This window comes from Pseudomonas lini, from assembly GCF_030812475.1.
Taxonomy (GTDB): Bacteria; Pseudomonadota; Gammaproteobacteria; order Pseudomonadales; family Pseudomonadaceae; genus Aquipseudomonas; species Aquipseudomonas lini_A.
In genome coordinates this window covers 180445-192676 of the sequence record NZ_JAUSSR010000006.1, presented here as the reverse complement: position 1 = coordinate 192676, position 12232 = coordinate 180445, and the positions used below count along the sequence as shown (strand labels likewise).

Here is a 12232-nt window from a genome sequence, read left to right as displayed (position 1 = left end):
GACGAACGTAGTATGTTCGGGGATGAATCGTTTTTCCTTGAGACGGCTATTCACCTTGAAGTACCAATGAGAGTTACGGGTCAGAGGCACCCCCGGCATGATAGAGCTCGAACAAGAAGATCCAATTCCGCAAGGCGACCTGGCCCTGCAAATCACTGCACTTCCTCGCGAAACCAACGGCTTTGGCGATATTTTCGGCGGCTGGCTGGTGGCGCAGATGGATTTGGCCGGTACCGCCATGGCCAGCAAGGTCGCGGGCGGTCGCGTTGCTACCGTGGCGATCGACCGCATGGCGTTTCTGGTGCCGGTGGCGGTGGGCGCTCAGCTCTCCTTCTATACCCAGGCATTGGAAATCGGCCGCAGTTCGATCCAGATGATGGTCGAAGTCTGGAGCGACGATCCGTTGTCCAGCGAATGGCGTAAAGTGACTGAAGCGGTATTCGTATTCGTCGCTATCGATGGCAGCGGCCGCACGCGCTCGGTTCCGCCCAGAGCTCGTTAAACACGGCGCTCGTAAAACCGGAGCCGTTAAACGCGGTGACCGTTTTGCGGTCCATAGCAGTCATTGTTCCTGATCGAGAGCTGTTCCATGACAACGCCCAACGTTGAAGCCGTGAAACTGGATGAACTGAACTGCTGGCGCATCCGCCACGGGCAGGCCGAACTGCTGGTGGCCCAGCAAGGTGCGCACATTCTCAGCTACCAAGTCGCTGGCGAGCCGCCGCTGATCTGGCTCAACGACGAGGCGGTGTTCAAGACAGGCAAAAGTATCCGCGCTGGCGTGCCAGTGTGCTGGCCATGGTTCGGTAATTTTTCGCGCAACCCGCAGAGTGTCCAGGCAATGCGCTTCAGTAGCGAACCGGCGACCGCTCACGGGCTGGTCCGGACGATGGACTGGGAACTGGGGGGCATCGAAGCGGAAGGCGAAAGCCTGAACGTGGAATTTCTCCTGCCCTGCCCCGAAGGCGGTTTTCCAGGCTGGCCGCATCAGGTGGATTTGAAACTGAGCATTCGCCTGGATGAGCAACTGCACATCAGCCTGACCAGTCATAACCAGGGCTTCGGCCAAGTCAGCATCAGCCAGGCGCTGCACAGCTATTTCGCGGTCAGCGATGTGCGCAACGTGCATGTCGAAGGCCTGGATGGCTTGAGCTACATCGAGACGCTGGACGACTGGAAAACCGTGAGTCAGTCCGGTGATTTGCGATTTGCCGGCGAGACCGACCGCATCTATCTGAATACTCCCGCGAAGCTGAGCATTGTCGATCCCGCCTGGGAACGCCGCATCGAACTGACCAGCAGCGGTTCGCGCTCGGCGGTGATCTGGAACCCTTGGATCGATCGCGCCGCGGCGTTCAGCGACATGGCCGACGATGGCTGGCAGCGCATGCTGTGCATTGAAACGGCGAATGTGATGGATGATGTGGTGACGTTGGCGCCGGGTGCGAGTCATACCCTGGGTGTGAGTATCGCCAGCAAATCCCTGTAGCACCGCAACACCAAAATGTGGGAGCGGGCTTGCTCGCGAAGAGGCCATAACATTCAACATCATCGTTGACTGTTACACCGCTTTCGCGAGCAAGCCCGCTCCCACATTTTTGGTTTGTGCCTGGCCAGAATGGCCGTTACAAATCTGATTCCTCCACCACCCGCACCTTCGCCGCATCCAGCGCATACGCCGCGTCAGCCAGGTCGTTGCTGACCTTCTCGACCTTTAGCGTGCCCGTCACCCACAGCGGCGTGTAGATATCCTCCAGCTTCAAGCCTTGGGGATAACGCACCAGCACCAACTGGTTAGGCGGCGGTGGTGGCACGTGGATGCAGGCGCCCGGATACGGCACCAGGAAGAACAGCGTGCTGCGCCCCTTGGCGTCGGACTCCAGTGGCACCGGATACCCGCCGAGGCGGATGTCTTTGTCGTTCATCGACGGTACGGTTTTGGTCGAGTACATTACCGCCGGCAAGCCTTTGCTTTGCTTCATGCCACCCTTTTCGGTGAAGGTGCCATTGGCTTCGGGGGAGTCGTGGTCGATTTCAGGCATGGCCTCGAGGGCGTTCTGATCCGACTTGGGCATCAGGTCGAGCCAGTCGGTTTCCGGCAGTTCGCCGGCATGGGCAAGGCCCGCGCCCAGTAACAGGAAAGTCAGCAAAAGACAGCGCATGTTGGTGCTCGGCAATGGAGAGGACGGTGCAACGCCGAGCATTCTAGCCCTCCCCGCGCGTTTGACAGAGAGGGCTTTGTCGCTCAATCAGTTCTTTTTGATCATGCCGTAGATCACCAGCAATATCACGGCACCCACCAGCGCACCAAGGAAGCCTGCGCCTTCGCCGGCCTGGTAGAAGCCCAGTGCCTGGCCGCCATAAGTGGCCGCCAGCGAACCGCCGATACCGAGCAGGATGGTCATGATCCAGCCCATGCTGTCATCGCCCGGTTTCAGGAACCGCGCCAGCAGGCCGACAATCAAGCCGATAAAGATGGTTCCGATAATTCCCATGGCATTTCCCTCTGAGTCGAATGGCTGTGTCCTAGCGAAAGCCTAGTCAGACTTTGGCATCCTGCCATGAGAGAACGGCGGCACCTGAATGGTTCCGCCGCTGCCACATGAAACTATTCGGCGATGAGCGCTTCGACCTTGAGGATCTGCGCAGCCAGGGTTTCGCGGTCCGCGCAACGCAGGTTGGCGTGGCCGACCTTGCGACCGACCTTGAACGCCTTGGCATAGTGATGCAGATGGCAATCGGCGATAGCCAGGACTTTCTCTGTGTCCGGCACTTTGCCAATGAAGTTGAGCATCGCGCTCTCGCCGACCTTGGCCGTCGAACCCAGCGGCAGACCGGCAACGGCCCGCAGGTGGTTTTCGAACTGGCTGCACTCGGCGCCTTCGGTGGTCCAGTGCCCGGAGTTGTGCACGCGCGGGGCGATTTCGTTGGCCTTGAGGCCACCGTCGACTTCGAAGAACTCGAACGCCATCACGCCGACGTAGTTCAGCTGCTTGAGCACTCGGCTGGAGTAGTCTTCAGCCAGGGCTTGCAGCGGGTGATCGGTGCTGGCCACGGACAGTTTGAGGATGCCGCTGTCGTGGGTGTTGTGCACCAGCGGATAGAACCGGGTTTCACCATCGCGAGCACGCACGGCGATCAGCGAGACTTCACCGGTGAACGGCACGAAGCCTTCCAGCAGGCAGGCTACGCTACCCAGTTCCGCGAAAGTGCCGACCACATCTTCAGGTTTGCGCAAGACTTTCTGGCCCTTGCCGTCGTAACCCAGGGTGCGGGTCTTGAGCACGGCCGGCAGACCGATGGCAGCCACGGCGGCGTCCAGGTCGGCTTGGGATTGAATGTCGGCGAACGCCGGGGTTGGAATCCCCAGGTCCTTGAACATGCTCTTCTCGAACCAGCGATCACGCGCGATGCGCAGGGCTTCGGCGCTCGGGTAGACCGGGACGAACTGCGACAGGAATGCCACGGTCTCGGCAGGGACGCTCTCAAACTCGAAGGTCACCAGATCGACTTCATCGGCCAGCTGACGCAGGTGGTCCTGATCGCCGTAATCGGCTCGCAGGTGTTCGCCCAGCGCAGCTGCGCAAGCGTCAGGCGCCGGGTCCAGGAAAGCGAAGTTCATGCCCAGCGGGGTGCCCGCCAGCGCCAACATGCGACCCAACTGGCCGCCACCGATTACACCGATCTTCATCGTCAACAACCTCAGGCGATGCGTGGGTCTGGATTTTCCAGGACGCTGTCTGTCTGCTCAGCACGGAAAGTTTTCAGCACCGCGTGAAACTGCGGGTGCTTGGCGCCCAGGATGCTCGCCGAGAGCAGGGCTGCGTTGATCGCGCCGGCCTTGCCGATGGCCAGGGTCGCGACCGGAATACCTGCAGGCATCTGCACGATGGACAGCAGCGAGTCCACGCCCGACAGCATCGAGGACTGCACCGGCACGCCCAGCACCGGCAGGTGGGTCTTGGCCGCACACATGCCTGGCAAGTGCGCCGCGCCGCCGGCACCGGCGATAATCACCTCGATGCCCCGCGCCTCGGCCTCTTCAGCGTACTGGAACAGCAGGTCCGGGGTGCGGTGGGCAGAGACCACTTTCACCTCGTAGGGGATGCCGAGCTTTTCCAGCATATCGGCGGTGTGGCTAAGGGTGGACCAATCGGACTTGGAGCCCATGATCACGCCAACCAGTGCGCTCATCGTCGTGCCTCTTCTCTCTGGGCGCCCGCAGGCGCGTCAAAAAACAACAAGCCACGCGGGAGATCCGGCGTGGCTTGAGTGTACGAATTAGGGCCGGGCGAGCCGGCCAAAGGCCGCGCAGTATACCGTAATGAGCCGGATAAACAGCCCCCGGTGCGACCATCTGTCATTTGCCGAAACCCGGCGATTTTACTGACTCACAGGTCAGCCAACAATGACCGATACGGAAAGAGTAATTCAGTTATCCGAATGCACGTTCATCCACACTTCCAAAACCTGGAAAGGTGATATGCGGGACAGTACTCAGGATGACGCAACAGCATGAAATACACGTTCACTCGCCAAACCGTAATAGGCTAGTTAATTTCATTTTTAGCCGCACACCCTTCCCAACTCCACAATGAGACCATCATGCTTCTAAAACCTGGGTGGGCATTACAAAACCAATTAAAAAGGATTCAAGGATGACTTTGATTGAACAGACACAAAAAAAAGATCTTATCATTATTGCCGTTATTCATTCGGACGTACCGGAATCGACAAGAAAGACAATTTACGCTGATTATTTCCGACCTTTCGTAACTGAACTGGAAAGCTTCATCGAACGAAAAGTCTGTGTCGTCTTTGCTGGCGGCGAGCCCTATTGCAACTTTGATTACAAAGGCGAAGATGTGACTGGAACTCTGCAAAGATGGCAAACCCTGGGTTATAAGCTCCTTCATGAAATGAACGAAGAAGGATTAAACACAGAGGTTTATAGTGCGCTAACCAAAATCATTCTGGTCACCCGCGATAAGCTGAATGATGCACACGCAGGAGTTGCACTTAATTGGTCGTCGAACAGGGCTGGGCAATTTGCAATCGCGTCACTGACAGGCTATCAAGTTGTCGGACATGAAATGGGGCACTTGCTGGGCGCGAAACATGAAGACTCTGAGGTTCAGTTCAATGGCTGGATCGCCGACACCTACATGGCACCAACGAATGACAAATTCAAAGCCAATACGTACACCTTCAGCCACGCCAACCGGCAAAATATCAAGAGCTATCTGGCCGACAAAGATTAACGTTTCAACCTGATCATCGCAGAGGCGCAATATAAACGCCTCTGCCTGCATCAGCTTAAAGGTTAGCGCTGGCCACCCCGCCTTCAAGTTTGCGCCACAACAATCGCACATTCGCCTTTCGCACCAATGCGCAGCGATACAAACGAATCTCCAGCGGCACATGCCATTGCGGGCCGCCACAAATCACCAGCTCACCGCGCGCCAGTTCGGCGCGCACGCTGAGCTGCGGCACCCAAGCGATCCCCAACCCTTCCAGTGCCATGCTTTTCAGACTGTCAGCCATGGCCGTCTCGTAGATGGTGGTGAAACGCAACGCGCGCTGACGCAGCAGCAAGTTCACCGAACGCCCGAGAAAGGCACCGGCGCTATAGGCGAGCAGCGGCACACTGCCTTCTCCTTCCAGGTCGAACAGCGGCTTGCCGTCGGCATCAGCCGCGCACACCGGGAGCATTTCGGTCTGGCCGAGGTGCAGCGACGGGAAGATTTCCGGGTCCATCTGCATCGCAGCGTCCGGGTCATAGAACGCCAACATCAGGTCGCAGCCCCCTTCACGCAGGGCGTGCACGGCGTCACCCACGTTGGTCGCCACCAGCCGCGTGGCAATGTTCAAGCCCTCGTTACGCAACTGCGCGATCCACCGCGGAAAAAATCCCAGCGCCAACGAGTGAGCGGCCGCAACCTGCATCACCTCGCCCTGCCCGCCTTCCAAGTGATGCAAATGGCGCAGCACTTCGCCGAGCTGCTCGACTACCGTCCGCGCGGTCACCAGAAAAAGTTGCCCGGCCGCTGTCAGCTCCACGGGCGTGCGCGAGCGGTTGACCAACGTCAGGCCGAGCGCGGCTTCCAGGCTGCGAATTCGCCGACTGAAAGCCGGCTGGGTCACGAAGCGGCGCTCGGCAGCCTGGGAGAAGCTGCGGGTGGCGGCCAAGGCGCTGAAGTCCTCAAGCCATTTACTTTCCAGATTCATCACGCCCTCCCGGACACGCACCAAAATAGGTCACACGCTCGCCATTCACTCGACGTCACACTGTCATTATGCCGAATATGCATAGGCCAGTGTTTAATAGCATTGGCCCAAAATCCCTCACAAGCCTAGCATTTGCAGTGTTCCGGCATAGACCGGGTCCATATCGAGATGATTCTTATCATGTCCTCCGCTGCATCTTTCCGCACAGAAAAAGACCTGCTTGGCGTACTCGAAGTACCTGCTCAAGCGTACTACGGCATCCAGACCCTGCGAGCGGTGAACAACTTCCGTCTCTCCGGCGTTCCGATTTCGCATTACCCGAAGCTGGTTGTCGGCCTGGCCATGGTCAAGCAGGCCGCCGCTGACGCCAACCGTGAGCTGGGTCACCTGAGCGAAGCCAAGCACGCTGCCATCAGCGAAGCCTGTGCCCGTTTGATCCGCGGCGATTTCCACGAAGAGTTCGTGGTGGACATGATTCAAGGCGGCGCTGGCACTTCGACCAACATGAATGCCAACGAAGTGATCGCCAACATTGCCCTGGAGGCCATGGGTCACCAGAAAGGCGAATACCAGTACCTTCACCCGAACAACGACGTGAACATGGCGCAGTCGACCAACGACGCCTACCCGACGGCAATCCGTCTGGGTCTGCTGTTGGGCCACGACGCGCTGCTGGCCAGCCTCGACAGCCTGATCCAGGCGTTCGCCGCCAAGGGTCAGGAATTCAGCCACGTACTGAAGATGGGTCGTACCCAGCTGCAAGACGCCGTGCCGATGACCCTGGGTCAGGAATTCCGCGCCTTCGCCACCACCCTGGGCGAAGACCTGGCACGCCTGAAGACCCTGGCGCCGGAACTGCTGACCGAAGTCAACCTCGGTGGCACCGCGATCGGTACCGGGATCAACGCCGATCCGCGTTACCAGCACTTGGCCGTTCAACGCCTGGCACTGATCAGCGGTCAACCGCTGGTTCCGGCCGCCGACCTGATCGAAGCCACGTCCGACATGGGTGCGTTTGTACTGTTCTCCGGCATGCTCAAGCGCACCGCGGTCAAGCTGTCAAAGATCTGCAACGACCTGCGCCTGCTGTCCAGCGGTCCACGCACCGGTATCAATGAAATCAACCTGCCGGCGCGCCAGCCAGGCAGCTCGATCATGCCCGGCAAGGTCAACCCGGTTATCCCGGAAGCGGTTAACCAGGTGGCGTTCCAGATCATCGGTAACGACCTGGCGCTGACCATCGCGGCCGAAGGCGGCCAGCTGCAACTGAACGTGATGGAGCCGCTGATCGCGTTCAAGATCTTCGACTCGATCCGTCTGCTGCAACGCGCCATGGACATGCTGCGCGAGCACTGCATCGTCGGCATCACTGCCAACGAAGAGCGTTGCCGTGAGCTGGTCGAACATTCGATCGGCCTGGTGACCGCACTGAACCCGTACATCGGCTATGAAAACGCCACCCGCGTCGCTCGCATCGCCCTGGAAAGCGGCCGCGGAGTGCTGGAACTGGTACGCGAAGAAGGTTTGCTCGACGACGCAATGCTCGCCGACATCCTGCGCCCGGAAAACATGATCGCTCCGCGTCTGGTGCCACTGAAGGCCTGACCAAACGCCCGGCTCCTGCCTCTTGATAAAGAGCACGGGAGCCACGCTCACCAGGTCGAGGGACTAGACACCTCTCACCTTTTGAGGGCTTGGGGATTTATTCCCCCAAGCCCTTTTTTTTAACCGGATTTTGTGGTGTTCATGCTGGCTTCTTCGCTGGCAAGCCAGCTCCTACAGGGTTGGTTGGCGCTCACAAATATTGCGTTCACCCCAGCCCCTGTAGGAGCTGGCTTGCCAGCGAAGAGGCCCTCAAGGTCACCCCAAATAACGTTGCAAAACACCTCGCTCCATCGCTTGCACCTCAACTGTGCAGACGGACGGCACTCTCCTAGGTATAGTGCCGCCCCTCTTCGCATGAGCGGTCGTCGGTAACGAGGCCCAAACCCATGCGAAACCCGAACTAATAACAAACCTGCGAAATGGAACCGGGACGAACACGCGCCTCACCTGCTGTGCCACGCGCACAGCGGTGTAACGCGATGTTTCTGACCGCCCAGCATTTGCCTAAACAAAAAACAGCGAGGAATAATCCATGCTCGAAGTCATTAACGACTTCCTCTCAGGGAAAGTACTGATCGTGCTCATCGTCGGGCTCGGCAGCTACTTCACGATCCGCTCGCGTTTCGTTCAGTTCCGCCATTTCTTTCACATGTTCGCGGTGTTCCGCGACAGCCTCAAAAGCAGCGCTGGCCAGCTCAGCTCGTTCCAGGCCTTGATGCTCAGCCTCGCCGGCCGCGTCGGTGCGGGCAACATCGCGGGTGTCGGCATCGCCGTGACCCTTGGTGGGCCCGGAGCGGTATTCTGGATGTGGGTGACCGCGCTGGTCGGCATGTCCAGCAGCTTCTTCGAATGCTCCCTCGGCCAGCTCTACAAACGTTGCGACTCCGAAGGCCAGTTCCGTGGCGGCCCGTCCTTTTACATCCAGCACGGCCTGCAGAAACGCTGGTTGGGGATGATCATGGCGTTCCTGCTGCTGATCACCTTCGGCTTTGCCTTCAACGGGCTGCAAGCCCACGCAGTAACCCACTCGCTGAACAATGCCTTCGGTCTTGACACCACGTACACCGGACTTGGCCTGGCGGTATTGCTGGGCCTGGTGTTCATCGGCGGTATCAAGCGGATCGCCAAGGTCGCTGACCTGCTGGTACCGGTGAAAACCCTGGTCTACATCGGCGTGACCATCTACGTGATCGTGCTGCAGTTCGACCAGGTTCCGGGCATGCTGATGACCATCGTCAAAAGCGCCTTCGGTCTGGACCAGGCGTTCGGCGGCCTGATCGGCAGCGCCATTATCATGGGCGTGAAGCGCGGCGTGTTCGCCAACGAAGCAGGCCTGGGCAGTGCGCCGAACGTGGCAGCTGTAGCCTCGGTCGAGCACCCGGTCGCACAAGGTGTGGTTCAGGCGTTCAGCGTATTCCTCGACACCTTTGTGATCTGCACCTGCACCGCATTGCTGATCCTGCTGTCGGGTTTCTACACCCCGGGCTTCGAAGGCGACGGCATTGCTCTGACCCAGAATTCTCTGGCTGCCGTGGTCGGTGACTGGGGCCGGATGTTCATCTCCGTAGCGCTGGCGTTGTTCGTGTTCACCTCGATTCTCTACAATTACTACCTGGGCGAAAGCAACCTGCGCTTCCTGATCGGCGAGAACCGCAAGGCACTGATCGGTTATCGCGCGCTGGTACTGGTATTGATCTTCTGGGGTGCCATCGAAAACCTCGGCACCGTGTTCGCCTTCGCCGACATCACCATGACCATGCTGGCATTCGTGAACCTGATTGCGTTGTTCCTGCTGTTCAAGGTCGGCATGCGTATCCTGCGTGACTACGATGACCAGCGGGCTGCGGGCATCAAGACGCCGGTGTTCGATTCGAGCAAATTTGCGGACCTGGACCTGGACCTGAAAGCCTGGCCAGCCAACCCGCCAGCGGCTGCCATCAAGGCCGAAGCCGAGCCGCAAGGCGTGACCGTAGCGCAACGCTGACAGGTCAAAACCGGGCGCATCCTCTGCGCCCGGCGTGACACCGCGTACGCCCGGCCTCATGCTCGGTTGTACGCTATGGCACCTTGATGAGGCTGCCATTTTTGGCTCGAGCTCAAGACCGCATCGCTGCCTCCGCCGGCAAACCGGTCTCACTCCCACAGTTTCGGAGAACCTCCATGAATTCCTCGACTTATCCCGCAGCCCGGCACGTCATGGTGCTCTACACCGGCGGCACCATCGGTATGCAAGCCAGTGCCCACGGCCTGGCCCCGTCGTCCGGTTTCGACGTGAGGATGCGCGAGTACCTGGCCAGCCAGCCTGATCTGGTGGTGCCGCAATGGCGCTTTCGCGAGATGTCACCGCTGATCGACAGTGCCAACATGAGCCCTGCGTATTGGCAGCAACTGCACGAAGCGGTGGTCGACGCTATCGATACACAAGGTTGCGACAGCGTGCTGATCCTGCATGGCACCGACACATTGGCCTACAGCGCTGCGGCTATGGGTTTTCAGTTACTCGGGCTGCACGCCCGCGTAGTCTTCACCGGCTCGATGCTGCCGGCCGGCGTGACCGACAGCGATGCCTGGGAAAACCTCAGCGGGGCATTGGTTGCGTTGGGCCAGGGCCTGGCTCCGGGTGTTCATTTGTACTTCCACGGCGAACTGCTGGACCCGACCCGTTGCGCGAAGGTGCGCAGTTTCGGTCGTCATCCGTTCAAGCGACTTGAGCGTCAAGGCGGCGGCGTGAAGGCCACTTCGCTGCCAACGCAGCTGAATTACAACCAGAGCAAGCAGCTGGCGAAAGTCGCCGTGTTGCCACTGTTCCCCGGTATCGATGCCGAGCAACTTGAGGGCGTGTTGAACAGCGGCATTCAAGGTCTGGTGCTGGAGTGCTACGGCAGCGGAACGGGGCCGAGCGACAATCCGCAGTTTCTCGCCGCCCTTACTCGAGCACGAGACAACGGTGTGGTGGTGGTTGCAATTACGCAGTGCCATGAAGGTGGTGTTGAGCTGGACGTTTACGAGGCGGGTAGCCGCCTGCGTGGCGCCGGCGTGCTGTCGGGCGGGGGCATGACCCGTGAGGCAGCGTTCGGCAAATTGCACGGATTGCTCGGCGCCGGACTCGACACCGCTGAAGTACGGCGCCTGGTCGAAATCGACCTCTGCGGCGAACTCATCTGACCCCACCACGTAACCCTGTAGGAGCGAGCCTGCTCGCGAAGAACCTGAAGGCGGCGCGTTCATCCAGACAGCACGCGTTATCGTTAACGTCCATCGCGAGCAGGCTCGCTCCTACAGGTTCTCGCTCGGCATATAACTTGCTGCGTTCCAACCACCCCAAGGCTGGAAGCCAACCATGCTTCACTCCCACCTCACCACCCTCAACGCCGTCTCCCTGGTGCTCAACGCCTTCAAGGCCGACGGATTGTCCAGCGAGGCGCTACTGGCGGGCAGCGGCATCAGCGCCGCTGACCTGAACCGAGCAGACACGCGCATTACCACCAACCAGGAAATGCAGGTCTGTGCCAACGCCGTCGCGCTCAAGCGTGACATCGGCCTGGAACTGGGCCGGCGGATGCACGTTTCCTCCTACGGCATGCTCGGCTATGCCCTGCTCACCAGTGCCACCTTCGGTGACGCGTTACGTCTGGCGATGCGTTATCCGGCGCTGCTGGGAACACTTTTCGAACTGGGCCTTGAGGACGATGGCGAGCGCATCTGGTTCGTGGCCGCCGATTATCGCGAAAATCCGGCGCTGGCCGTATTCAACGCCGAGTTCTGCCTGGTGTCGTTGAAGACCATCTGCGATGACCTGCTCGGCCATCCGTTGCCACTGCTGGCTGCGCGCTTCGAACATGTCGCGCCCGACTATGAAGCCACTTATGCGCAACACTTCGATTGCCCGCTGCACTTCGAGGCCCGGGACAATGCTTTCGCGTTCGCCAAAAGCTGGCTTGACCAACCCCTGCCGCTTGCCGATGTCATCACCCATCAGGCCATGGCTGACCGCTGCCGCAAACAGAACATTGAGTTCACTGGACGTCAGGCCTGGCTAGGACGAATTCGGCAATTACTTCGGGCGCAACTGAATGCGGCGCCGGGGCTGGAGGGATTGGCCGAGCAGATGAATTGTTCGGCGCGCACGTTGCGTCGGCACCTGAAGGAGCTTGGCTGCAGCTATCAGGAGTTGCTCGACGAATTGCGCTTCGAACAGGCCAAGCTCATGCTCTGTGAGGACCAGATGCCGATTTACCAGATTGCCGAAGCGCTGGGCTTCAGCGAGACCGCAAGCTTTCGTCATGCGTTTGTGCGCTGGAGCGGCGTGGCGCCGAGTCAGTTCAGGCCTCATCGATAACTTGTGGGAGCTGGCTTGTCGGATCGCCGCATCGCTGCGATAGCGCAGTGTCAGGCGACG

Annotated in this window: 12 protein-coding genes; 7 read left to right on the top strand and 5 right to left on the bottom strand. The window is 59.6% G+C overall.

Annotated elements, in window-relative coordinates:
- Positions 1 to 97: 97 nt before the first annotated feature.
- Both J2W17_RS13545 and J2W17_RS13540 read left to right on the top strand, forming a co-directional pair.
- Positions 98 to 502 carry an acyl-CoA thioesterase gene (locus J2W17_RS13545; protein ID WP_007896491.1) on the top strand — a complete coding sequence of 135 codons (405 nt, stop codon included), beginning with the start codon at positions 98 to 100 and terminating at the stop codon, positions 500 to 502.
- A gap of 87 nt (positions 503 to 589) precedes the next feature.
- Positions 590 to 1489, top strand: a complete 900-nt coding sequence (locus J2W17_RS13540) for a D-hexose-6-phosphate mutarotase (RefSeq protein ID WP_307334623.1) — start codon at positions 590 to 592, stop codon at positions 1487 to 1489.
- 136 nt (positions 1490 to 1625) lie between these two features.
- Here the strand turns inward: J2W17_RS13540 and J2W17_RS13535 are convergent, their stop codons facing one another.
- From J2W17_RS13535 to purE, 4 genes are all read right to left on the bottom strand, one after another.
- Positions 1626 to 2162 carry a DUF3299 domain-containing protein gene (locus tag J2W17_RS13535; protein WP_307334951.1) on the bottom strand — a complete coding sequence of 179 codons (537 nt, stop codon included), beginning with the start codon at positions 2160 to 2162 and terminating at the stop codon, positions 1626 to 1628.
- A gap of 87 nt (positions 2163 to 2249) precedes the next feature.
- The gene (locus J2W17_RS13530; RefSeq protein WP_150800010.1) at positions 2250 to 2495 is read right to left on the bottom strand and encodes a GlsB/YeaQ/YmgE family stress response membrane protein; all 246 of its coding nucleotides are present in this window, start codon (positions 2493 to 2495) and stop codon (positions 2250 to 2252) included.
- A gap of 113 nt (positions 2496 to 2608) precedes the next feature.
- A complete protein-coding gene (locus tag J2W17_RS13525; RefSeq protein WP_307334620.1) occupies positions 2609 to 3691 on the bottom strand; it encodes a 5-(carboxyamino)imidazole ribonucleotide synthase in 1083 nt (360 codons plus the stop codon).
- A gap of 11 nt (positions 3692 to 3702) precedes the next feature.
- Positions 3703 to 4194, bottom strand: a complete 492-nt coding sequence (purE, locus tag J2W17_RS13520) for a 5-(carboxyamino)imidazole ribonucleotide mutase (protein WP_017341565.1) — start codon at positions 4192 to 4194, stop codon at positions 3703 to 3705.
- A gap of 464 nt (positions 4195 to 4658) precedes the next feature.
- Here purE and J2W17_RS13515 point away from each other — a divergent pair, with 464 nt between their 5' ends.
- Positions 4659 to 5261 (top strand): reprolysin-like metallopeptidase, encoded by a 603-nt coding sequence (locus J2W17_RS13515; RefSeq protein ID WP_307334616.1) that lies wholly within the window; start codon positions 4659 to 4661, stop codon positions 5259 to 5261.
- Positions 5262 to 5316: 55 nt separating this feature from the next.
- Here J2W17_RS13515 and J2W17_RS13510 read toward each other — a convergent pair whose 3' ends face one another.
- Positions 5317 to 6228: a LysR substrate-binding domain-containing protein gene (locus J2W17_RS13510; RefSeq protein ID WP_307334614.1), complete on the bottom strand. Its 912-nt coding sequence runs from the start codon at positions 6226 to 6228 to the stop codon at positions 5317 to 5319.
- A 180-nt stretch (positions 6229 to 6408) separates the two neighbouring features.
- On the opposite strand from J2W17_RS13510, the gene aspA reads away from it, so the two are divergent.
- The 4 genes from aspA to J2W17_RS13490 all read left to right on the top strand — a co-directional run bounded on the left by aspA (position 6409) and on the right by J2W17_RS13490 (position 12172).
- Positions 6409 to 7833, top strand: coding sequence for an aspartate ammonia-lyase (aspA, locus tag J2W17_RS13505; protein WP_307334612.1), 1425 nt, complete (start codon positions 6409 to 6411; stop codon positions 7831 to 7833).
- 532 nt (positions 7834 to 8365) lie between these two features.
- Positions 8366 to 9817, top strand: coding sequence for an alanine/glycine:cation symporter family protein (locus J2W17_RS13500; RefSeq protein WP_307334610.1), 1452 nt, complete (start codon positions 8366 to 8368; stop codon positions 9815 to 9817).
- A 176-nt stretch (positions 9818 to 9993) separates the two neighbouring features.
- A complete protein-coding gene (locus tag J2W17_RS13495) occupies positions 9994 to 10998 on the top strand; it encodes an asparaginase (RefSeq protein WP_307334608.1) in 1005 nt (334 codons plus the stop codon).
- Positions 10999 to 11173: 175 nt separating this feature from the next.
- Positions 11174 to 12172, top strand: coding sequence for an AraC family transcriptional regulator (locus tag J2W17_RS13490; RefSeq protein ID WP_307334605.1), 999 nt, complete (start codon positions 11174 to 11176; stop codon positions 12170 to 12172).
- Positions 12173 to 12232: the final 60 nt, after the last annotated feature.